Here is a 22,481-nt window from a genome sequence, read left to right as displayed (position 1 = left end):
GTTGATTTTTTTATTGGTTAATAGATTGCTAGTTAGGTGGTTGTGATTTTTGAAAGGTTCTGAAAAGTTATATAACATCAAAGAATTGGCTTGCAAAACTAAATTAGTTGATGCACCTTGTTAAGGATTTATCTCCATTCTAAGCATCAAGCTTTTTATAAAAACAATACTATGAAAAAAGATCACTCTTCTACGTTAACACTTTTTAGAAGCGTTGCTCCACAAAAGCCAATTGTTATTCATTTAAAAAATAATAATTGGGTGACAGGTTTTGAGCAATGTAGGGATTATTCAACCAATAAGACAGCTGTTATTATTGAACCTTTAGGTGATTTGGAATTGGAATATGCTATTGAAAAAACGCGCCAATTGTCCTCTAGAAGAATTCGTATTTATTGTAAAGACATTGTTTCTTGCGATTTGTACGACCCTACAAAACATACTGCTTATCATTCAGATCCTAGCGACCTTGTAAAACGGGTTGCTTGGCCACAGTGGATTGAGCCTAAAATCAAGCCCAGTAGGCGTAAAAAACTATTGCAAGAATTAAAAGAAAACCAATACAGTAAAAAGTATTATTTGGTAAAGGCGATAGAGGATGGTTTTCAAGATATTTTTGAAAATTTATTGGACGAAGAAATGCTTAAAGATGCTTTTAATGAACAATATGTTACTAGCAGTTTGTTGTATTATGCTGTAAAGCATGGTCGTCCTCTTGTTGCTAAGTTGTTGATAGATAAAGGTTATCCCTTGCCTAATAAGAAGGGGCAAAGCGATATTTTTTATGAATTACAGAAAACAGGAAATCTAAAATTATTAGAATTATTGTTGGGAATGGGGTTTGACCCTAATGTAGATCAGTCTAAGTTGTTGCTGAGTATGCTAAAAATGGGCAATAGTGAGGCGGTTGCTTTATTGATTCAAGCAGGAGCAAGAGTGAATACCAACTTGTTAGATGCTGCTATTGCAGGCGGGAATGCAGCTTGTTTGGCTCTTTTGTTAGAAGCAGGAATGTCTATTTCGGTTTCGACAATATTTAAAGTATTAAAATATGCCGATCCTCAATTCAAATTTAGAAATGTGCTGTTTCAACAAGAATTAGATGTTAATGCTTGTTTCTCGGATGGCATGCCTTTGTTGATTAAGTTGATTCGTGAGAAATTTATAAAGGTAGAACCCCTCCAATTTTTGATAGATCAAGGAGCTGATCTTAATGTTACTTTTGAAGGAAAAAATGCTTTGGCGCATGCTAAAGAACGAGAATATCCCGAATCTATAGTTGCATTTTTCGAAGATATAGGGATGCAAGTTATAGTTGATGAAGAAGAAGTTGCAGCCGTTGCAGCCGTTAAAGATGTAGAGGATGAAAAAGCAAGGATAGCAGCAAAAGAGTTAGAAGCTAAACGATTGGCTGCAATACCAAAGTTTCTAAAACCTGATGGGAAAATCAAATTTGCTGAAGAATACCAACAGAATGAATTTTTTATTCGAAAAGCCAAAGGCAAATTACCGATTCAGAAAAAACGATTGGATGGATTAAAATTAATTGGCGAAGATATTAAAACATATTTTGGATTGTCGTCTCATAGTTTTAATCACATTGCAGAAGTTCGAGCAAAATTGCAATTTTTATTTGGAAGTCCAACAGGCAAGGGGGATGGGTACAAAACTTCTTTTGAATACCAGATAAAGATAGAGGACAAAAATGGTGTAAAGTATTACTTTACGATTTTCGATTGGAAAGCTCGTACGGTATATGGTTCTTTTATATTTGAAGGACAAGACGAGCAGCAAATTGCAAATGCTGATATAGCCTTATGGGGATTGATTGAAAAAGCTAGTTTTGGCGATTTTAAGGATAAATACGCTTATGATGAATGGAATAAAGTTCGGTATGAGTGTGTTGCTGGCAAACCTTGGGGCGATTTTCCTGATTAATGGCTTAAATTTGTTCTCATTTGCCAATAAAGCAGCCAAAGGTAATCCGAAGCTGCCATTAAGTCACTTGTTTTTGTTTGAAAATGGACTTAATGGCAGCTTTTTAGTTTTGGTACAAGGATTGACCTAAGTAGAGCAACAACACAATCATTAATAGAAATAGTTTTTTAGAATATTAGGACTAGCATTTTGATTTAATAAGTTTTTCATTTGACGCACCGGTTTTCAAGTCTAGCTCCTAATATTCTTCAATAAATAGCAAACAATTCTTACTTCAACAACTAGAAAGGAGCCATTTATTGATAATCTTACAACAACAACAACAAGTTATGAGTAATTACAAGTTTAATTCATTTGGTTTTAATTTTGACGAATTAGGAAAAGCTGTAGATGATTTTGTCAACAACATCAAGGTAAATGATATTTTTGGAACAGATTCAACCAAAACAATTCCACCCGTTAATTCACTAGAGTACCCTGATTATCTAGAGTTGCAAGTAGCAGCACCTGGACTTGCGAAAGAAGATTTTGACTTGCATATCGAAGAGGATATCTTGACTATTTCTGCCAACGCTATTGTCAAAAATGCGTCAGAAGAAATAAAAATTAAAAGAAAAGAGTTCAATTACTCAACTTTTAAAAGAACCTTTTGTTTAACTGATAAATTCGATTATCAAAACATTACAGCAAAGTACGAGGCAGGAGTGTTATTGGTAACCATTCCTAAAAAAACAGAGGAAGAGAAAAGTAAAATAAAAGTACAAGTATTGTAAGTATCTAATTAGATAGAAATACAAGAAAAAAGTGCGATAAAATATATAAAGGGTTTATAAGGTTGTATATGGTATACAACAAGTTTTGGTTATCCCAGTGGTTCGGGAAAGGTTTTAGGGTTATTAAATTAGTCGAAGTTACTGCTCAGTAACTTCGATTTTTTTATTTTTGTAGCCTATCAAAAATACCACTAACAAAAATTAGTAGTTAACTCATACAACTTGCTATGTGGTTTTAGCAAACTATTGAAAAATAAAAATAATGAACAAAATACATTTTAAAACGAATATTAATTGTAGCAACTGTGTTCAAAAAATTACACCTGTCTTAGATGAAATAGAAGGGGTACACGATTGGTCTGTAGATACAAGCAATGAACAAAAAATATTGACAGTAGAAACGAATACGGTTACAGCGGAAGAAATTATAACAAGGGTTTATAATGCTGGATTTGAAATTGCACTGCTATAATTTGAACTATTAACCCTATCATAATAATAATAGCATGCGATATTTTTTAGAATTAGCTTATAATGGAACTCGGTTTTGTGGTTATCAAGAGCAGCCCGATCAAGTTACTATTCAATCTCAAATAGAACAAGCATTGGCTATCCTTTTGAGGGAACCCACTAAAATCGTGGGTTGTGGTCGAACGGATTCGGGAGTACATGCACTTCAATATTTTGCACATTTTGATGGTCCTGAAGGTCTGCAAAAGGATTTTGTCTATCGCTTGAATAGTTTATTGGGAAAAGATATTGTGTGTTACCGTTTGATCGAGGTGACAAATGATGCTCATGCTCGATTTGATGCGACTTCTCGAAGTTATCAATATGTGCTTGATTTAGTGCAGAATCCATTTCGACAAGAAACGGCTTATTATTGCCGTTTTGGAAAACACTTAGATGTTGATAAAATGCAAGCTGCAGCTCAACTGCTTTTAGCATACAACGATTTTACAACTTTTTGTAAAAGTAAAACCGATAATAAAACGAATTTATGTGATTTGCGCCAGTCTGAATGGGGAATCGAAGAAGATGGAAAACAGTTGATCTATCGAGTGACTGCCAATCGTTTTTTGCGTGGAATGATTCGTCTGATTGTTGGAATGTGCCTTAATGTAGGAAAAGGAAATATGTCTCTGGATGTAGTAAAGTCAGCTTTGGACGAAAAAAAGACCCTCAAAAATGCCCTTTCTGCTCCTGCCGAAGGTTTGTTTTTAATGGATATCAAATACGATTATATTGATTGAAAATAGGTGTAGTTGAACGATTATTTTAAAATCTAAGTTGTATATAGTACAGATTTCTTTAGCTAATAATAGTTGCTAACAATATAAGAGCTATTAGGATGCTAGGAATAGTTGTATAATGATTATTAAAATTAAATGTACTATGCTAAGAATAGAAAATTGTCCAGAAGCTGCGGCTAGTTACTCGGCAGAACGCATGGTTCTAAATAGAAATAGAGGCATTGCCATAGGACTAGAAGCACCCATCGAAAATAGTCAAATAGAGAGTTATATTGATCATCGATTTTTTGTAGAAGGAACAGGAAGGAAGCATTTGTTTTTGTTTGCAAGTTACATTCCCTTGTTGTTGGCTACGAATACTACAGAAACAGATAATAGTGGTCTTTGGGTACTATTAGCTTGTTGTGTATTGGCTTTCTTTTTGTTTGGAGGTCGAAGAAGTGATAAGATAAAAGAATAGGAGCTAGTTTCAACCATTTTGTACCTATTTATAAGATACTAGTAGTTAGCCGTACTACTACTTTGTGGTTGATTGTAATTTTTTGACTATTAAGCTGGTAGAATTTTCGGTGAATTATTGAAATATAAAAAAGCTCATCAGGTTGTATACTGATGAGCTTCTTTATTTACAAGAGTCTTAACTTTATTTGTTGATAACCAAGTTCGTATTAGAGATAATTTTCGCCAAAACGAGCTGCTAGTTCTTTAGAAACCTGCTTGATTTCCTGTTCTTTATCCTTAGGGTAAATTAATAAAACATTATCTTCTTCTATAACAATATAGTTCTCCAAATCCTTCACTACAACCAGCTTATCTTTAGTTGCTCGAAGCATGCAATTAGATGTATTTAGGGTTTGAACAAGTTCAGGGGTTGGGCTACTGATGGCATTGTCGTGCTCATCCTTATCAAATTGCTCATGTAAAGAGCCCCAAGTTCCCAAGTCTGACCAACCAATATCTGCAGGCAAGGTGTAGATATTGGTTGCTTTTTCCATGATTGCATAGTCAATTGATATGCTTGGCGTTGTAGGATAATATTCATTTAAGAAATTTTGTTCTTGCGACGTACACCAATGAGCTTCACCTTGATTTAGTATATTATAAACTTCTGGGGCATATTTCTTTATTGCGTCCAAAACTGTAGTAACGTTCCAAACAAAAATACCTGCATTCCATAGATAGTCACCACTAGCAACAAATTTCTTTGCGTTTTCTAAGTCGGGTTTTTCGGTAAATTGGTGGACTTTGTAAATAGGTGCAGGGCTTTCCTTATCAAAGTGAATATAGCCATATCCTGTATTGGGATGATGAGGTTGAATACCTAAGGTAAGCAATGCGTTGTTTTTTTCTACAAAATCTAATCCTTCTTTAATTCTATTAACAAATTGTTCCTCTTTCAAAATAATATGATCTGAAGGAGCTACGACAAAGTTAGCCTTAGGATTGATTTTTTGAATTTTTAGAGCAGCATACGTAATACAAGGTGCGGTATCATTTCTAGAGGGTTCGGTTAGGATTTGATGATCCGTTAATTGGGGGAGCTGTTCATTGATAAGGTGTTTGTATTCCAAGTTGGTAACAACAAAGATATTTTCAGCAGGGCAAACATTGGTAAAACGCTCGAATGTCAATTGCAAAAGCGTTTTTCCTAGTCCGAGAATATCTAAGAATTGTTTGGGTTTTTTTTTGCGGCTACTAGGCCAAAAGCGGCTACCAATTCCGCCAGCCATAATAACAACATAGTTATTATTGTTCATAAGATAAAAGAATGGTTACTCTTTGCAGCTTAATTCTTGAACAAAGACAAGTAAATCAAACACTTTGGTGGATAAGCTAAACCTGCAAAGAATGTTATTTATTATAATGTATATCTAACAACAGTTAGCTAAAATGTATGAAATGAATTATTTAAGGTTTTCTGAATTAAATGTCGTATTAATAATCAATTATATACAAAATGCTTTGTTGTATTTTTTAGATCATAGGTTCATGGCTGCAAACTATACACATGAGTAACAAGAATGCATTATACCAAGAGAGTTGCTTATTTGTGAGTACAGCCTCAAGTAATTAGTTGGCTAATGATAGTGTAAGATCGCTACACTTAAGTTAATTTACTACTACTAACATAGTTTTAACAAACTATTATATATATAGGACAAACCAAGCTATCTAATTATACGTCCGAAGCATCATCTGTTGTATTAAACATAGATGCCATAGATGCCAAATTTGCTTCAATAGTCGTATCAAAATAATTTTTTAAAAAATATGCTTGATAGCGTCGAATGGGGTTGTTGTCGGTTAACTCCTTTAGTTGACAACGCCAAGCAATTTGTGTATAGTTAGTATCAGCAGGTGCCAAAACGATAGTGCCCAATAAGGTTAGATTGCCTTCTTGAATATCAAATTGGTACTTTATTTCTTTGTTTGCAACACTTTCCGTAATGGTTAGAACTCCATTGATTCGATTGTTTCTCCATATTTGAACAGCACCCAAGCCTTCTTTTTGATCAGGGTATTCAAAGGTCAAATTAGAGTCTTTATCCTCTGAAGACCAAACCGTCCAGTTAGACCATTCTTCTAAAGAGTTGACTAAAGAGAATAAGTCGGAAGGAGTGGCATGGATGAGTTCGGCTTTTTCTATAATCCAAGTAGAAGGCAAAAACAAGCCCGCCAAAACAATGGTTAGAAAAAAGAAACCTAAAAGTGTAAATAAAATAAAAAGTGTCGGCATTCGTCTTACTAATTCTGTGAGTTTTGCACTGCTTGAAAGAAGCAATAAAGTCGTCTAGACTAAAGCTAGACGACTTATTTATATTGTTGAGTCACAAAACTACTGTCTTTGAAATAACTTATTTTAGTTCAGCACTTGTGCTTGTGTTTTCCAATCGTAACGTTTGTATTTGGCACCAAATCCAGGGATTTGATCATTTAGATTATGAATTTCCTTGTTAGATAATTTAGCCAATTGCTTGAATGTTGTAATTCCTGCTGTTTCCAATTGTTTAGCAACTACTTTCCCAAGTCCCTTTAAAGCTGTTAAGTCATCTGGTTTGCTTCCATTCGTTGGAGGACTGTTGGTTGGGGAGTGCATGACATTAGCTTCTCTAGAAGAGGTACTCGTATTTTCCAATTCACCAAAAGCGCGCAACAAAATATTTTCTTGTTGAGCCTCGTGTACTTTTTTGAAACCAGTAGCAGGCGATGCACTTGATTTTCTAGCGACTAGCTGAATGTCATAATGACGATAAAAGGCTAAAATGTATTGCCATGCTCCCATGTTAGAAGGTTCTTCTTGTACCCAGAACCATTCAGCATTACTATATTTTTCAATAGCCTCTTTTACTTGATTTTTAGGAAACGGATACAATTGCTCCAAGCGAACAATAGCAATATCGTCTCTCTTATCAGCTACTTTTTTATCTAGTAATTCGTAGTAGATTTTTCCGCTACAACAAAGTACACGTTTTATCTTTTGAGCTTGTTTGGTAGTCGTAATTTTAGGATCGTCATAAACTTCTTTGAAAGAACCTTGCGTTAGGTCTTCAAAAGAAGAAACACATTCTCTATATAACACCTCTTCATCAGGACGATTCATATCCTTCGGACGTAAGAGTTTTTTGGGACTCATCACAACCAATGGCTTTCTGAATGGTCGAGCTTGTTGACGACGCAACAAGTGGAAGAAGTTGGCTGGTGTAGTGACATTGGCAACAGTCATGTTAAATTCGGCACAACTCTGCAAATAGCGTTCTAATCTAGCACTAGAATGCTCTGGACCTTGCCCTTCGTAACCATGAGGAAGTAACATAACCAAACCTGACATACGTTGCCACTTGCTTTCAGACGAAGAAATAAACTGATCAAACATAGTTTGAGCACCATTCGCAAAATCACCAAACTGAGCTTCCCACAAAACAAGTGGATCTGGACTAGCCAATGAGTAGCCAAACTCAAAACCCAATACAGCAAACTCAGAAAGTAGAGAATTGTGTATTCTAAATTGACCTTGTTTTTTCTCTAAATCATTAAAGCGATTGTATTGCTTGTTTGTTTTTGCATCGTACAATACTGCATTTCGGTGAGAGAAAGTTCCTCGTTTAACATCTTGACCACTAATACGAATGTCGTGCCCTTCTAAAAGTAAAGAACCATACGCAAGGTGTTCTCCCATTGCCCAATCAATCAATCCTCTATCTATAAAATCCTGTGTACGGTTTAATAAACGCTTGAATTTAGGCAGAGGTGTAAAGTTTTCAGGAATCGTTTGCAAAGAATTCAATACTGATGTAATGACTTCTTTTTTGATGCTTGTATCTGGAGAAAGAACATAGTCTTCTGGAATAGTATGTTTCTTTAACTTACGCCAAGCTTGTTCTGGCGTTTGGTATTCATAAGTAGGAGCCTCTTCTTTCGCTTGCGAAAATTTTGCTTGTAGCAAAGCGTCAAACTCCTTGTCCATTTGTTTGGCTAGAGCTGCCTCAATTTCCCCATTAGCAATCAATTTCTGACTGTAAATGGTTCTGGTATTTTTATGCTTTTTGATTTTTTCATAAAACTGTGGCTGTGTAAACTTTGGGTCATCTCCTTCGTTATGACCATGCTTGCGATAACACACCATGTCTATGAAAACATCAGTATTAAATTCTTGGCGATATTCAGCAGCTAGTTGAGCAACAAATAGGACTGCCTCAGGATCGTCTCCATTGACATGAAATACAGGTGCTTGAACCAAAGCTGCTGCAGCTGTAGAATAAGTAGACGAGCGAGCATCTTCAAAATCTGTTGTAAAACCAATTTGATTGTTGATAACAAAATGAATGGTTCCTCCAGTGTAGTAACCCTCCAATTCACTCATTTGAACCAATTCGTAAACAACCCCTTGACCAGCAACAGCCGCATCACCGTGGATTAGGATTGGTAGAATTTTATCAAAATTAGAATTATAAAGCAAATCTGCTTTTGCTCTCGAAAAACCTTGCACAACAGGACCTACAGCTTCTAAGTGAGAAGGGTTGGGTACAAGTTTGAGATGTACATCAAAGCCTTCTGGAGTTTTGATTTGAGAAGAATAACCCAAATGGTATTTTACATCACCATCTCCAAAAATGGTATCTTTAGGCATATTTCCTTCGAACTCACTAAAAATGTATTCATAGGTTTTGCCCATGATATTGGCCAAAACATTCAAACGCCCACGATGCGCCATACCAATCACCACCTCTTCTACTTCTAAAGCAGCGGCTGTGTTGATGATTCCGTCCAAAGCAGGAATTGCAGATTCACCACCTTCTAATCCAAAACGTTTTTGAGCAACATATTTTTTGCCTAAGAAATTTTCAAAGCCAGTTGCACCATTTAATTTTTCTAAAATTCGCTTCTTTTTATCCAAGCTATGACCGTAATCTCCTGCTTTGATTTTTTCAATGCGATTTTTTAGCCAATGGTATTTATCTTGATTGTCAATATGGGCAAATTCGAAGCCAATATTACTACAATAAATGGTTTTTAGTTTGTCTAAAATTTCATTTAAGGTGCCATTTGGCAAACCAATCTCACTACCTGCAATAAATTGGGCGTTCAAATCATCGTTTGACAACCCATAATATGCCAAATCCAAGCTAGGGAATCGAAATTTGCGTTCTCTAATTGGGTTGGTTGTTGAAACTAAATGACCACGCATTCTATATGCTTGAATCAAATTAAGAACTGCTAACTCCTTGGGAGAAGAAAACGATGCTCGATTGGTAGGAGCACTGTCTGTTGTTTCTAAGCCATTCTCGTGTTGAGTCGCATAGTCAAAGCCTGCAAAAAATTCTTTCCATCCATCGGCAACAGATTCAGGATTGTTTTTGTATTGTTGATACAAGCCTTCTATATAGGCTGGATGAGCATTGGAAATAAATGAATAATCCATTTTGTTTTTACGATTACATTTTACATTAGTAGTTTGTCAATAGATTTTTAACAAACTATTGTTATATGATATTTAAGCAGTGGATTTATGTTATTTAACATTCAATTACTTATTATTGTAAATAATCAAGTCCATCAACTTAACATTTTTCTTCTTTTTTAGGTCTTTAATCAACGGTCAATAATTGATTGGATACGTCTTTAAAAAAAGGATTCATTACAGCCGCTAAAACCTATCATTATATTAAAAAATAAAGGTACAAAAGTTATAATTACTTCCCAAGCTTATTTCCCTAAAATCATTGAATAGAAAGCGATGGCTAGGGTTTATAGAAGTTTGTTAGAGGTTGTACCTTTTATTCTGTATTTATTTATTGATAAAGTTTAGAGAACGAGCTACTTGAAAAATGAGTGATAATAGGTCATAAAGGAAGAAAAAATGATTATTTTTTGATAAAACATTGAATTTTTTGAAACTATTATTATCTTTGCATGCCCTTAGAGGAATTATTTAAGGCATTTGTAAAGAAAAATTGAAAGAATCATAACTTATAGATAATTATGGCAAACCATAAATCAGCAAAAAAACGCATGCGTCAAGACGCAAAAAAAAGATTACACAATCGTTTTTACAAAAAAACTGCTCGTACTGCTATTAGTAGATTACGTGGTATGGAAGATCACAAAGAAGCAGAAGCTTTCTTACCAAAAGTTGTTTCTATGATTGATCGTTTGGCTAAGAAAAATCAAATCCACAAAAACAAAGCGGCTAACCTTAAAGGAAAATTAGCTAAACACGTTGGTGGATTGGCAAAATAATTAAAAGAACTAAGGTTCTTTTAAGGAAGTACACTTACTATTTAAAGTAAGTGTACTTTTTTGTGTTTGTATACGAGTATACGCAGGTTATAATTTTGAGGTAGCTAGTTATTGTTAATCGAAATATTGTAAATCAACCTCTAGCAAATCTAATTCTGCCTGAAGTTCTTGATGCGTCGTATAGATGCCTTGATAGGGGCGATATTTTTTTGTTAACTCTTGCAGCTCCTTTTGCTGTGCTTGTTCTGTTTTTTTGTAGAGTAGAACATTCTCTGTTGTATTCTTATACAAATCTAAAGTCGATTTTAATTCGGGGTACAGCGATAGTTGTTTGAGCAAATCCTCTTTTTGTCGAATTTTTTGATTTTTACTGCGCCCATCTGGCATTTCTACAATAGCAACATCTAATAAAAATAAAGCGTGTAGCTCCCGTTTTAAGTAAGGCGAAATAGAGTTTGGAATGGCTTCTGTTACAATTTTTAAATTTTCGACTACCTTAAACAAGTCCAAATCTGTTGCCGCTAAATTAGTTTTTAAACCAGTCGCTTTGGCTGCCCATTTACTAATTTCATTAAATGTATAGGGGCGGCATTGTTGCACAAGTTTGGCTTGTTGTTGTTCGATACTTTCCTTTTTTTTGAGCAGCGTTTGATAGTAATCCAATTTGACCCAAAGTGCTTCAAAAATACCTTGCTGTTGACTAAAATCAATGGTACATACATTCGATTCGTATTTGCCAGAAATATGGTAAGTTAGAGTTACTGGTTTATTATTTTTTGCAATTTGATGAATAGCACCCAAAAATGCTACGCCATTATAAGCATCGGTTACCGCAGGCTTGGGAGTTATCTCAAAATAATACCAATTCTTATTGCTCAAGATGGCTTTTTGTAAACGTTTGACTTCTGCATTCCAACGCAATTTGCTGGGATCAAATCGAACTAATCTAAAGGTCGTTGTAATAGGCTTGCCAGACTGATTGTCAATTACAATGCTCAGTTCAGGATTTTGAGCATCAGCATGGGGTAAATTTACAAAACCCATTATCAATGCTTCTGGACTAAAGACTACTGTATCTTGACTATACCGCCAAGCAGATATTTGAGCATCATGAAAAGGTCGATGTGCAAAAATTAATTGTTGACTATAATTTAAAAAGGGAATAAAAATAAGAAGGGCAACTAGAATTGCTTTGTAACTCATAATGTATGTTATCAATAGGTGTTTGGTGTTTTTTGAGGCTTTGAATTGTTCATTTCAAAGCCTCAAAAGTGTCAAGGTTTTAGTAGAAAAATGTATTATTATCTGTTTTTTACAATATTGGTGGCTCGATCTAAAACACGAAATGCTGTTTCAGCCATGGTATTTTGTTTGTTGTCTAAGGTAGGGTTGACTTCTGTGACTTCTAAGCAACAAGTTTTGGGATCTGCTACCAATCCACAAACAATATCCGTTGCTTCTTCTTCTGATAAACCGTTGGGAACAGGTGTTCCAGTACCTTTAGAGACCAATTCACAATCCATACTATCGACATCAAAAGAAACATAGATCATGTCACAATTGTTGAGGTAAGCCAAGACTTCTTTTACCGTTTGTTGTGTTCCTTTTTCTCGTACTTCTTTAACCGCAAAATTGCGAATGCCTAAACGTTCGGTCAAAAAATCTTCCTCCTCTTCGGTGTCTCGTAGAGCAATAAAAACCAAATCATTGGCTTCTATTTTGGGATAAACCCCGCCCATATGTTTTAATTGATGCCAATGTTCGGCAATTTCTTTGGGAATGTCATTGCGTTGGTGCTCTATATTATCAATTCCTAAACAGACCGCCAAAGGCATGCCGTGTACATTGCCAGAGGGAGTTGTGTATGGTGTATGTAAATCAGCATGCGCATCAATCCAAATAACTCCTAGACGTTTGTCAGGATTTGATTTTTTGATTCCTGTAATCGTTGCTCCTGCTGTAGAGTGATCGCCTGCCAAAACAATTGGAAAGCGTTTGTTGTAAGTTACCTCTTCCGAAACATAATGCGAGACATAATTATAAACCTTGACAATACCATCTATATAATTGGCATATTGGGTAGGGCTATCCTCAAAGAGTAATTCATTTTCATTCGGGATGATTGTAGAGGTATATTTTGAAAAATATTTATTTTGAGCATTCAAAGCAGCTACCTTTATAGCGCCAATTCCTAGACTGGCTCCACGAGTTCCAGCACCTAATTCAGAAGGAACTTCTAGTATTCTGATTTTATCATTTTTATTTGTCATGACAGTTCTTTTTTCTTTTCAACGATAAGTTTTGAGGAAAACCTAAGTTGTTTAGTTTCAGTAACCAGAGATAAGATTGTCTTCTTTTTGACGTTAATCTACGATGCTTGTATTTTTTAGCGCATAGAGCGGAAGCAAATTTTGATGTAGAATAGTACAAAAAGAAGGTTGTTTTTTATAATAGTTTTTTCTGAACGATTACTTATAAATAAGTATTAAATCTTTTCTGAACGATTACATAATGAATTGTGAATATAAAGTTCATCGCATTCATTCTAAATAAACACCTTTAAAAAAGGCACATTAGGGAATTCCATTGATTTTAACAAGTAAACAACGATATTAGCTAAATTTGGTTTAAAATACAAACACTGCTAATAAAGTTTTTTAAGTTCTTGGATAAATGAAGAAGCCATTATAAATACAGAGAACAAGAAGCAAGGAATAAAAACCTAAGGTCTTAAAATTGAAGGCTTGTATAAATCATTAAAATAGTTTATATTAGTGCTTGTGTGCATCAATTTATGCAGTTCGATTCTTTATAAAAAGAACCTTTTGGCAACAAAAAACTATATAGAAGCTTTCAATAATTTAGCTAAGGAATTGGCCCGACATTCAAACATTGAATTGTTAGGTTACCATACTTTTGCCCCGCTAACAGAACGAGAGCTGGAAGCCTTGGAAGCAAAGTACAATTGTCAATTTGATGAGGCTATACGTCGATTCTATAGCCAAACCAATGGTCTACAGTTGCGTTGGATGTTTAAGAACAATCCTGCCTATCACACCGATAAATACCCGCCATTTCACCGATCTATTGCTCCCGTTGGATGGGATTATACAGAGGAAAGTTTTGAAAAAGAAGATGGTTGTGTCTTGTTACTGCCATTAGAGAATGTTTTGCGAAATGTAGTATCTCCTAATGTTTACCAAGATGATATCGTATTAGAAAGTACAATATATTCTACCGTTGATTTCCATGCTTGTATTCGTCCTTTTGATAAGTTCTCTTATTATTGTAATATGGCTTTCTTCTTTAGAAAAGGGCAATCGCCACTAGTTCTTTTGGGAGATGAGGCAGGTACTTGCTTTGAAGATTCTAGATGGACAAATTTTGCTACGTACTTAGACTTTGTCTTGGCTTCTAAAGCATTTGGGCGTCGTCGCAAAGAATTTTTTGGAATACCAGAAGGTTACAAGCAGACACCAATTCAGAAGTTGCCCCCTAAAATTCAGCAGTATTGGTCATTGGATATATTGGTTCTGACACAACATTTTCCTTTAGCAGATCAACTAGCTCGAAAAATGCCTATCAAAACTCAAAAAATGCAAGAGAAAGCCTATCAAGCAGGAGCGTTCAGTGCGGAGGAATTGGCAGAAGTCGTTGCAGCGCACCAAGACTTTCTAAATTCAGGTGGAGTAGGCGGAAAATGGCAATTGATAGCGATACAAGGGCAGGCATTGGGCATTTATAAAGGGAACGAAAACAAACGGGGGAAACAGGCTATCTTGGATATGAAAAAAATGGAGCATCATCTAGAATTGCAAGAATTGTTTTTACCCTACTCTAGTTGGTGTGGCGTTTATGCCAAAGCACAAGATTTTAGTGATGTAGATTTTACTGGAAGTTTGTTAACGGATGCCAATTTGGAGCAGGCTATCTTTGCAGATGCTAACTTAGAAAATGTTGATTTTTCTCGCTCTAATCTCAAAAAAGCGAGTTTTGTAAATGCAAACCTTAGAGGAGCTGATTTTGAAAATTGCAATCTGACAGGAGCCGATTTTAGAGGAGCTGTTTTAGAGGGAAGCCGCTTTAGGGGAGCTGTGTTGAAGGATGTCGTTTGGTGATTTTGCCAGCTTTAAATGTATCAATAGTTCGAATGAAAAAATTACTTGTACTGATAATAGTAGTGTTTGTTTCTAATGCCATTTGGGGGCAATACCTTGGGGCTTCACCAATTGATGCGGCTAATGTTACTAAATGGAGTCCTAAATTTAAAATGGAATACTTTGGAGTGTATCATTTTGGGGATTCGGAAGGAGAGTCTACTTTGGTATTATTCAATACGGGTAATGAAATAATTGCCCAAATAAAAAGTGGACTATGGGACGTTGATGCTAAAACAGCCGAGAGGATTTGTGTCTATAAAAATTTAACTAATGTTACAATTGATAAAAATGGGCGCTTCCAATCAGATAAGTATCAAGGGGAATTTGTTATTTATACAAATAATGGAAAACGAATAAAGTGTTTGAAAATTTATGATTCTTGGAGTAATCTATCGGAGAAAGAAGAAGAATACGAGCTTGGGCGTAGGGTAAATAGTAAGATATCAGAAGAGTTTTATGGAGAGTATGCAAATGCTTCGTTTGAAAATCTAATTCCTGAAAACCTTGAAAAGATGTCTTCTAAAGCACTTCAAATTATGAGAAACGAAATCTTTGCTCGATACGGATATCAATTTATCGAGGGGGGGGAAATGGATACTTATTTTAGGCAGCAAGATTGGTATAGACCTCAACATTCAGATGTTACCAAGTTTTTAACCTCCTTGGAGAAACGAAATATTAAGCTTATTAAGGAAATAGAAGGAAGGCGTTAAAGCATATATAGGTTAATTTTTATGTTATGTTTATGCGCTTTTATGCTTCAATTTGATTTTTAATTGTTTATCTACAATGCCCTGCATAGATGAATTATAGGTTAATTTATCTATAATAAAACATTAGACTCTTGATCAAAAGATATTTTTGTTTGTTTTTTTGGTAAAAAAATACTAGATTTAATAGTTGTATATTGTTTTTTTGAGATTATAAATCTCTTGAATTCATTGCTATAAAACCATTACACCTAATAAAACACACTATTATGTCTAAGTTATTAAAACAACTAAAAACGTTAAGAGGTCAAGTTCGAAAATACAAAGATACACTGGCTTATTATGAAAAACTATTTAATGAAGATGGCGTTATTGACGATCAAGAACGTTCTAAATTGGATCGGTTGAACGCTGCTATTCAAAAAATAGAAGATAATGTTATTCAAAGGCAGCAAAAATTGAAACTTGGTGGAAAGATTGTCAATAAGGTTAATGAAACGACAGAAAATATTGGTGATTCGCTGAGCAAAAGAGATGATATAGTAGATCATTCTCTTGTCAACCAAGAAGAAAATCCTACCCCACGAGTTGATGATCAACCTAGTCCAAATGATAATTCTTCAATACAAGAAGGTCAGGATAAATATGCTGCAATTGCCGAAACCCCCGCTGTAAAAGAGTTTTTAACTGGTATTCATAAATCAGAAGGTGGTTATGTGGATGATCCTAATGATCCAGGAGGAAAAACCAAATATGGAATTGCTGAAAAAAGAGAATGGCCTGCTTTTGCAAAAATGTTTGGTTTAGATGTTAATAATCCCTCCTTGATTAAGGATATTACGAAACAACAGGTAGACGAATATTATATCAAGACTAGATTTGAGCAAAATGGCTTGGATAAAATTAAGAGTACCAAGGTTATCAATGCTATTTTTGACCAAAGTATTTTGACGCCAGGAATTGTTAAAAAGAACATCAAAAGAGCCTTAAATACATTAGATTCTAACAATAAATTCCCTGTGAATAATTCCGAATTTACAACAGCTGAAATTGCTGCAATCAATGCTAGTAATGCTAATCAATTGGTTGAAAAATTTGTAGTGTACCAAAATGAGTACTACGATGGATTGGTCAAAAAGAATCCTACCAAGTTTGGTAAGTATATCAAAGGGTGGAAAAATAGAACAGCTCGATTGACTGGATTTAAAGGTGGTGAGCAAGAAACTAAGAATACAGAATCTAATACTGAGTCTAATTCAGGAAATACCTTTGAGGTGCCTTCGGGTTGGGGCTTGTTGCGAATTGCAAAGGAGCATGGGGTGACAGTAGAGCAGTTGAAGGAATGGAATGCAGACAAATTAAAAACTTATGGCAATGGAGAGCAAGGCTTTAATGCTGGGGAGACGATTATGATAAAAGGAGGTAGTTCCTCTGGTGGTAATGTTTCAGATGATGGCAAAACCAGTGAAGGGGAAGAGACCGAATTGGCAGAAGGTGGCTACATTAAACCATCGTGGATTAGAGAGGCAGAAAAGCATTTGGGAAAAAAAGAAACTGCTAGAATGGTAAAAGATGATCCATGGGTTAAAATGTTGTTTGAAAGCTTAGGGGCGTATGATTGGGCAAAAACTCAAACAGTGCGCGATGCCAATTGGTGTGCTGCTTTTGTCTCTTATTGTTTTAAACAAACAGGACAATCTCCTTTATCTGGATTTGATGGCATGAGAGCCAAAACATATGCCGCCAAATATGGAAAAGAAGTCTCCAGACCTGTTTATGGAGCCTTGGCAATTGTTAAAAGAGGTGGTGCAGGGCATATTGGTTTTGTTGTAGGATACAACAAGAAAACTAAGGTAATTACAATGTTGGGAGGTAACCAGAACAATTCTGTTAATATCAAAAAGGAGAGAAGGCAAGTAATTGCTTATAAAGTACCTTCTAGTTGGAATATTCCTGAACAAAACTACTTAGATTAAGGTTCTTTTATTAAGGCTTGGTCGGCAGCGTACTATTTGTCTAAAACAAATAGTACGTTGTACTTTAGAGTAAAGTCATTTTTCTAACATCAATTGAGTGTCTTTAAGAACCAAATCAAGAAACTGCTTCGCTTGTAGTGTTGTCGTTTTATTTTTTAGTTGTTCGAGTATGGCTGCTTTCCATTCTAGATGATTTTTATAAAACGAAGTTGCGTTAACAAATTTTCCATCTTGGTATGTGAGAATTTGGATGGGCATTCGAAAAAACAACCTAGAGTTTTGGAAGTAGTTTGCTTTTTGATCTTGATCATTAATAATTTTTGAGAATTCATGCTCTGCTTTTTGATGGATTGCCTGTACATCAGAATAGGAGGAAGGACTTGTACTAAAAATCGTCTCGATATAGTCTTGAATGGAAGCATTTTCTGGGGATAACGGACTGTCAAACTGAGCTAAAAATTGGGGGGTAACTGCTGGTTCCAATAATTCAGGAATGCCATCTTTATCCAAGTCAAGAATTAAAGAATAGGCATCATTACACTGATGAATTTTTTTTAATTGTATATTCCCATTTTCTAAAAAAACAAGATTAAAAACTCTAGTAATTTTATAATGTTCATCTCCAGAAAAAGTAATTAGTTCAACTTGTTTATTGCCATCTAAATCTACAAAACTAAATGTGAAATTTTCTTCATTAGAGAGCTCGTTTTCTTGTAGCCTCTTTTCTATTTGATTAAACCAGTATTCCTTTGTTTGGTCATGCAAAATTTCAAAAGGAGGTTTTTGAGAACCTGTGTTTTGGAGTTGAGCTTGAGCATAAAGTGCTAAAAAGCAACTAAAAAAGAGGCTTAAAATGGACTGATGCATAATATTTGATTTTGTATTTAATAATGATAGTTAATCGTACATTAATAGTGCCATTTTAATTGGAGATTTACCTCTGTTTGCTACAAAAAGAGGTGGTTACAATGCTTAAAAATTGTATTCGTAGCGATATTAAATAACTTTTTTACACAAAACTAAGTCATGAAATTTTACTATCTAATTTTCTTATTTTTATTAACTGCTTGCGCTAATGAAACAAGCCCATCGACTAATGTAGAGACAGTAACGGATACTTTAGCAACCAATACAGAAGTGTTGCGAGAGGTGGAAGAAAATACAACAGTGTCTGATGAGAACCAAGCAACTCCGAATCCTCCAGATAGCATTCCTGTGCCATCTTTTGCCATTCATTTTGATTTTTCAGAAGGTGTACAAAAGATATTGGATAGTGGTAAAGAGCGTTTGGTTGTTGATATTGCTTTAAGCGGATTGCCCAAAGATGTGTCAAATGTTGCTGGTAAAGATTATTATAATGAAGAGGATGAACAAATATACCTTAAAAGTATCGCATTGTTATATGAACAGAATGAGACCCAAACCATGCACATTGAAAACTTAAACATTAGTAAGGAAGCTTTGGATGCCTTGCAGAATCCTAATTATATGATTACAATTAATTTTTATAGTAGTAGAACGTCTTCGGATAATAATATATTTAGTGCCAATGCTTTGATAGAAGAAGTCAATTCAATGAAAAACAAAACACACACTATAAAGGTTAAGATGTTGTAATGAAATTTGTTAATCGTTGTATTACAACCGAAGATTTCGTAGATGTTTGATTTTTCTATGAAAATAAACCGACTTAATTTATAAATAACGTAACATGCAAGTATACAAACTACTATTCGGCACAGGGCTTTTTATTTTAATTGGTTGTGGAACCAAGAAAACGAAGGACAGAACAACCAATCCGCAAGAGGTGAATGTCAAGGTAGAAGTTGCCCCTTCAAAGCCTACTGTTGCTACTACAACATTAAATGTAGATCAACTAATTCAAAAAATTGATCAAGAAACAGCGGAATTTAAACCGATTGAGCGTAATATTACTATTCAAGAAATACATGAGTGTGCAGTTAAAGATTATAAGGATCTAAAAAAATATGTGTTCTGTTTTGCAGGAGGAATGAAAGCACAAGAAGCTGTTTTTTATTACCATGAAGGAAAACCAATAGCGGCACTCTACACTTTGGAAGAGTACAATGCTTCCCCTGCAAACTTAGCGGCTTACGAGGCAGACAAAACAAAAAAGCGTCAGGTGAAGTTGTATTTTAAAGATGGCGATTTAAGAAGTTTTGATAAGGTGGTTGATTTAGAGAACAAAGCCGTTGTTTTGGATAAGGCACAGACAGATGAATGGGAAATATTGATAGCAGCCATTCAGTAATTGGTCATGATTGTAGCAAAAGTTCTTTTAGCATGGTCTTTCGTTGACGATTGTCAATATTCCGAACCGCAATACCCAATGCTTTTCGAGTACCTACAAAAATAGCCATTTTTTTAGCTCGGGTCAATGCTGTATAAATCAAGTTGCGATACAACATGCTAAAGTGTTGTAAAACCAATGGAATGATAACAATATCAAATTCACTTCCTTGAGATTTGTGAATGGTAATGGCATAGGCTAACTCTAGGTCAATAATGTCTTGTTTTTGATATTCAACAATTCTAGTTTCAGAGCCATTTTGATATTGAACAGCTAATACCATATCTAAAGAATTGATGGACGTAATAATTCCAATATCACCATTAAAAACTTCTAAATCGTAATTGTTTCGGCGTTGAATAACTCGATCGCCTATTCTAAAGACACGGCTCCCCATCTCGATGGACGCTTTGCCTTGTTGAGCGGGGTTTGCCATTGCTTGAATCAACTGATTGAGATTGTTGGTTCCCATGCTGCCTACTTTCATGGGAGCTAAAATCTGTGTTTCTAATAGAGTAGAGAATTTGTTAGGAATTGTTTTGGTGTATAAACGAACGATCATTTCTGCTGCGGTCAAACCATAATGAAGCGAAGACCACGGATGAATATTTTGCAAAACTTGTTTTAAAGCTGTTGCTTCACTTGACGATTTTAAAAGCGCATTCAAATCAGCATTTAAATATTTATCAGGAATATTAAAAACATAAGAACGAACTCCTTTGCGTCGAATTGCATCTATTTCTTTTTCTGAAGTTTCTTGGATGTAGAAATCTTTTTTCATTTGAACAGATTTGTAGGTTTCATCCGATTCCTTGACAAAGGCAATATTATTGTTTTCAAGCACCTCTTTCATCGTTTTGTTGATTTTCTGGATGAATTTCAATTGATCTTTGGTCGCTTCGTCCGAATCAATGAATAGGCAATCAATACCTTGTTCCCATGCATTAGTTTGGTGAATTGGCGACTCAATTTTAGGTACTTGTCCTTTATTAATTTGGTGTGCGTATTGAATGATGCGACTTTCTTGTGCTTGGCGAAAAATTTTCAAGAGCTGGTACGTAGGAACAACTTGACTATCTATCAAGTCTTTTAGAACATTTCCTGCGCCTACCGAAGGTAATTGGTCGGCATCTCCAATCAACAAGACTTGGGCTTTAGTTGGAATGGCTTTGAGTAAGGAAGCAGCCAGAGAAATATCTAACATAGACGATTCGTCAATAATAATGAAATCACATTCCAAAGGCTCTTCTTCGTTTTTTTGAAACTGCCCAGAGCCAGGTTGCCAAACCAATAAACGATGGATGGTTTGAGCTTCCATACCAATAACTTCAGCCATGCGTTGTGCAGCTCGACCAGTTGGTGCGGCTAATAAAATACGCTTTTTCATAGCACGAAGGAGTTGAACCAAGGCTTTTGTGGTGGTGGTCTTTCCACAACCAGGACCTCCTGTTAAGATAGAAAAAGGCTGCGCTACAGCACCTAGTACAGCGTGATATTGCTCTTGGCTAAGCGGAAATTTTTGACGCTGATTATAACGTCCTAGCCAATTGTTTACTCTTTTTAGATCAATTTGGATTTTTTGTTGGCGTAGTTGTTTGGTTAAATGAGCGGTATTGAGTTCGTCATAGTATAAGCTCTTGGAGTAGTAGCACGTTAAGGTATCTTGTTGTCTTGTTTTTAGCTCGTTATCAGCCTCCATACCTACAATTTCTTGAAGAACCAATGTTGTAAAATCCTGTTGTAATAATTTTTTTACTTCTAATTGAATATTTGCTAACTCCAAATAACAATGTCCTTGCTCTCTACTAGCTGCCAAAACGTGACTAATTGCTGCTCGTATTCGTTGAGGGCTGTCTTTTTCCAAACCAATATTCAAGGCAATTTTATCAGCAGAAAAGAAACCAATGCCATAAATATCTTTGGATAATTGATAAGGATTTTCTTGAACAATACGGATCGCATCGTTGCCATATTGCTTAAAAATCTTCACTGCAAATAGGGTGCTAATGCCATAACTTTGAAGAAATAGCATCACATTTCGAATTTCTCGATGCTCGACCCATGAATTGGTAATTTGCTGCAATTTTGTACTGGCAATTCCAGGAACTTCCGTTAACCGTTCAATTTTATATTCAAAAATATCTAAGGTATCTGCTCCAAAATAGTTGACAATGCGCTTTGCAATTTTGGGACCTACTCCACGAATCATCCCTGAACCTAAGTACTTTTCTAAAGCAGAGGCAGTAGCGGGCTTTCGTTCAATAATTTTATGAGCTTTGAACTGCTCGCCAAATTTAGGGTGTTGTACCCATTCTCCTTCAAATTCCATCGTTGCCCCCGCAAAAACATTGGCTTGATGGACTGTAACCGTTCTTAACTCGTGCAAACTTTGCATTGGATTAACTTTTAAAACAGTCCACCCCGTTTCTGTATTGTGATAAGTTACTCGGTGTATAATTCCAATAAAAGTTTCCATGAATATATTGGTTTTTTGTAGTTGATTCGTATTAGTGGTTTATTAAGGAATGTGTATTGGGCGATATTTTATTTTGTTAATGTCGATTTATGAGAAATAAGATTGTTATAAATTTTATAGAAGGAAAATTGCGTAATAATGTTATA

Annotated in this window: 18 protein-coding genes; 11 read left to right on the top strand and 7 right to left on the bottom strand. The window is 35.2% G+C overall.

Annotated features, from left to right (window positions below):
* Nucleotides 1–171: 171 nt before the first annotated feature.
* From CG11_RS08100 to CG11_RS08080, 5 genes are all read left to right on the top strand, one after another.
* Nucleotides 172–1,938, top strand: a complete 1,767-nt coding sequence (locus tag CG11_RS08100) for an ankyrin repeat domain-containing protein (protein ID WP_052594934.1) — start codon at nucleotides 172–174, stop codon at nucleotides 1,936–1,938.
* Between the two features lie 329 nt (nucleotides 1,939–2,267).
* The gene (locus CG11_RS08095) at nucleotides 2,268–2,711 is read left to right on the top strand and encodes an Hsp20/alpha crystallin family protein (RefSeq protein WP_052594932.1); all 444 of its coding nucleotides are present in this window, start codon (nucleotides 2,268–2,270) and stop codon (nucleotides 2,709–2,711) included.
* A gap of 262 nt (nucleotides 2,712–2,973) precedes the next feature.
* The gene (locus CG11_RS08090; protein WP_052594930.1) at nucleotides 2,974–3,183 is read left to right on the top strand and encodes a heavy-metal-associated domain-containing protein; all 210 of its coding nucleotides are present in this window, start codon (nucleotides 2,974–2,976) and stop codon (nucleotides 3,181–3,183) included.
* 34 nt (nucleotides 3,184–3,217) lie between these two features.
* The gene (truA, locus tag CG11_RS08085) at nucleotides 3,218–3,964 is read left to right on the top strand and encodes a tRNA pseudouridine(38-40) synthase TruA (protein WP_052594928.1); all 747 of its coding nucleotides are present in this window, start codon (nucleotides 3,218–3,220) and stop codon (nucleotides 3,962–3,964) included.
* 142 nt (nucleotides 3,965–4,106) lie between these two features.
* Nucleotides 4,107–4,424, top strand: coding sequence for a hypothetical protein (locus CG11_RS08080; protein ID WP_052594926.1), 318 nt, complete (start codon nucleotides 4,107–4,109; stop codon nucleotides 4,422–4,424).
* 208 nt (nucleotides 4,425–4,632) lie between these two features.
* Here the strand turns inward: CG11_RS08080 and CG11_RS08075 are convergent, their stop codons facing one another.
* From CG11_RS08075 to CG11_RS08065, 3 genes are all read right to left on the bottom strand, one after another.
* Nucleotides 4,633–5,721, bottom strand: a complete 1,089-nt coding sequence (locus CG11_RS08075; protein WP_052594924.1) for a mannose-1-phosphate guanylyltransferase — start codon at nucleotides 5,719–5,721, stop codon at nucleotides 4,633–4,635.
* A gap of 419 nt (nucleotides 5,722–6,140) precedes the next feature.
* Nucleotides 6,141–6,701 carry an SRPBCC family protein gene (locus CG11_RS08070; protein ID WP_052594922.1) on the bottom strand — a complete coding sequence of 187 codons (561 nt, stop codon included), beginning with the start codon at nucleotides 6,699–6,701 and terminating at the stop codon, nucleotides 6,141–6,143.
* A gap of 123 nt (nucleotides 6,702–6,824) precedes the next feature.
* Nucleotides 6,825–9,884, bottom strand: a complete 3,060-nt coding sequence (locus tag CG11_RS08065) for a 2-oxoglutarate dehydrogenase E1 component (RefSeq protein WP_063833047.1) — start codon at nucleotides 9,882–9,884, stop codon at nucleotides 6,825–6,827.
* A gap of 560 nt (nucleotides 9,885–10,444) precedes the next feature.
* Between CG11_RS08065 and rpsT the strand changes: the two genes are divergently transcribed.
* Nucleotides 10,445–10,702: a 30S ribosomal protein S20 gene (rpsT, locus tag CG11_RS08060; protein WP_052594920.1), complete on the top strand. Its 258-nt coding sequence runs from the start codon at nucleotides 10,445–10,447 to the stop codon at nucleotides 10,700–10,702.
* Nucleotides 10,703–10,816: 114 nt separating this feature from the next.
* Here the strand turns inward: rpsT and CG11_RS08055 are convergent, their stop codons facing one another.
* Together CG11_RS08055 and CG11_RS08050 are read right to left on the bottom strand one after the other, a co-directional pair.
* The gene (locus CG11_RS08055) at nucleotides 10,817–11,905 is read right to left on the bottom strand and encodes a hypothetical protein (RefSeq protein WP_052594918.1); all 1,089 of its coding nucleotides are present in this window, start codon (nucleotides 11,903–11,905) and stop codon (nucleotides 10,817–10,819) included.
* Between the two features lie 98 nt (nucleotides 11,906–12,003).
* Entirely contained in the window at nucleotides 12,004–12,972 is a 969-nt protein-coding gene (locus CG11_RS08050) for an arginase (RefSeq protein WP_052594916.1), read from the bottom strand.
* Nucleotides 12,973–13,527: 555 nt separating this feature from the next.
* On the opposite strand from CG11_RS08050, the gene CG11_RS08045 reads away from it, so the two are divergent.
* The 3 genes from CG11_RS08045 to CG11_RS08035 all read left to right on the top strand — a co-directional run bounded on the left by CG11_RS08045 (nucleotide 13,528) and on the right by CG11_RS08035 (nucleotide 17,548).
* Entirely contained in the window at nucleotides 13,528–14,820 is a 1,293-nt protein-coding gene (locus CG11_RS08045) for a pentapeptide repeat-containing protein (protein WP_052594913.1), read from the top strand.
* Between the two features lie 32 nt (nucleotides 14,821–14,852).
* On the top strand, nucleotides 14,853–15,575 hold the full coding sequence (locus tag CG11_RS08040; protein ID WP_052594911.1) for a YARHG domain-containing protein: 723 nt from the start codon (nucleotides 14,853–14,855) through the stop codon (nucleotides 15,573–15,575).
* Between the two features lie 266 nt (nucleotides 15,576–15,841).
* Complete coding sequence (locus CG11_RS08035) at nucleotides 15,842–17,548, top strand: TIGR02594 family protein (protein ID WP_052594909.1); 1,707 nt, start codon at nucleotides 15,842–15,844, stop codon at nucleotides 17,546–17,548.
* 75 nt (nucleotides 17,549–17,623) lie between these two features.
* On the opposite strand, the gene CG11_RS08030 is transcribed toward CG11_RS08035, so the two are convergent.
* The gene (locus CG11_RS08030; RefSeq protein WP_052594907.1) at nucleotides 17,624–18,415 is read right to left on the bottom strand and encodes a hypothetical protein; all 792 of its coding nucleotides are present in this window, start codon (nucleotides 18,413–18,415) and stop codon (nucleotides 17,624–17,626) included.
* Between the two features lie 159 nt (nucleotides 18,416–18,574).
* On the opposite strand from CG11_RS08030, the gene CG11_RS08025 reads away from it, so the two are divergent.
* Nucleotides 18,575–19,165, top strand: coding sequence for a hypothetical protein (locus CG11_RS08025; RefSeq protein WP_052594904.1), 591 nt, complete (start codon nucleotides 18,575–18,577; stop codon nucleotides 19,163–19,165).
* 94 nt (nucleotides 19,166–19,259) lie between these two features.
* On the top strand, nucleotides 19,260–19,820 hold the full coding sequence (locus tag CG11_RS08020) for a hypothetical protein (protein ID WP_052594902.1): 561 nt from the start codon (nucleotides 19,260–19,262) through the stop codon (nucleotides 19,818–19,820).
* Nucleotides 19,821–19,824: 4 nt separating this feature from the next.
* On the opposite strand, the gene CG11_RS08015 is transcribed toward CG11_RS08020, so the two are convergent.
* Nucleotides 19,825–22,335 carry an AAA family ATPase gene (locus CG11_RS08015; RefSeq protein ID WP_052594899.1) on the bottom strand — a complete coding sequence of 837 codons (2,511 nt, stop codon included), beginning with the start codon at nucleotides 22,333–22,335 and terminating at the stop codon, nucleotides 19,825–19,827.
* Between the last annotated feature and the right edge of the window lie 146 nt (nucleotides 22,336–22,481).

The sequence above is a fragment of the Aureispira sp. CCB-QB1 genome (assembly GCF_000724545.1).
In the GTDB taxonomy this organism is placed as follows: domain Bacteria; phylum Bacteroidota; class Bacteroidia; order Chitinophagales; family Saprospiraceae; genus Aureispira.
This window is presented reverse-complemented; position numbering and strand designations above follow the sequence as displayed.

What these genes read in the sequence shown, in the direction of transcription:
- CG11_RS08015 (WP_052594899.1), bottom strand. Translation starts at nt 22,335, where the DNA reads ATGGAAACTTTTATTGGAATTATACACCGAGTAACTTATCACAATACA.
- CG11_RS08080 (WP_052594926.1), top strand. Translation starts at nt 4,107, where the DNA reads ATGCTAAGAATAGAAAATTGTCCAGAAGCTGCGGCTAGTTACTCGGCA.
- CG11_RS08065 (WP_063833047.1), bottom strand. Translation starts at nt 9,884, where the DNA reads ATGGATTATTCATTTATTTCCAATGCTCATCCAGCCTATATAGAAGGC.
- truA (WP_052594928.1), top strand. Translation starts at nt 3,218, where the DNA reads ATGCGATATTTTTTAGAATTAGCTTATAATGGAACTCGGTTTTGTGGT.
- CG11_RS08075 (WP_052594924.1), bottom strand. Translation starts at nt 5,721, where the DNA reads ATGAACAATAATAACTATGTTGTTATTATGGCTGGCGGAATTGGTAGC.
- CG11_RS08025 (WP_052594904.1), top strand. Translation starts at nt 18,575, where the DNA reads ATGAAATTTTACTATCTAATTTTCTTATTTTTATTAACTGCTTGCGCT.
- CG11_RS08050 (WP_052594916.1), bottom strand. Translation starts at nt 12,972, where the DNA reads ATGACAAATAAAAATGATAAAATCAGAATACTAGAAGTTCCTTCTGAA.
- CG11_RS08040 (WP_052594911.1), top strand. Translation starts at nt 14,853, where the DNA reads ATGAAAAAATTACTTGTACTGATAATAGTAGTGTTTGTTTCTAATGCC.
- CG11_RS08020 (WP_052594902.1), top strand. Translation starts at nt 19,260, where the DNA reads ATGCAAGTATACAAACTACTATTCGGCACAGGGCTTTTTATTTTAATT.
- CG11_RS08055 (WP_052594918.1), bottom strand. Translation starts at nt 11,905, where the DNA reads ATGAGTTACAAAGCAATTCTAGTTGCCCTTCTTATTTTTATTCCCTTT.
- CG11_RS08100 (WP_052594934.1), top strand. Translation starts at nt 172, where the DNA reads ATGAAAAAAGATCACTCTTCTACGTTAACACTTTTTAGAAGCGTTGCT.
- CG11_RS08035 (WP_052594909.1), top strand. Translation starts at nt 15,842, where the DNA reads ATGTCTAAGTTATTAAAACAACTAAAAACGTTAAGAGGTCAAGTTCGA.
- CG11_RS08095 (WP_052594932.1), top strand. Translation starts at nt 2,268, where the DNA reads ATGAGTAATTACAAGTTTAATTCATTTGGTTTTAATTTTGACGAATTA.
- CG11_RS08090 (WP_052594930.1), top strand. Translation starts at nt 2,974, where the DNA reads ATGAACAAAATACATTTTAAAACGAATATTAATTGTAGCAACTGTGTT.
- CG11_RS08030 (WP_052594907.1), bottom strand. Translation starts at nt 18,415, where the DNA reads ATGCATCAGTCCATTTTAAGCCTCTTTTTTAGTTGCTTTTTAGCACTT.
- CG11_RS08070 (WP_052594922.1), bottom strand. Translation starts at nt 6,701, where the DNA reads ATGCCGACACTTTTTATTTTATTTACACTTTTAGGTTTCTTTTTTCTA.
- rpsT (WP_052594920.1), top strand. Translation starts at nt 10,445, where the DNA reads ATGGCAAACCATAAATCAGCAAAAAAACGCATGCGTCAAGACGCAAAA.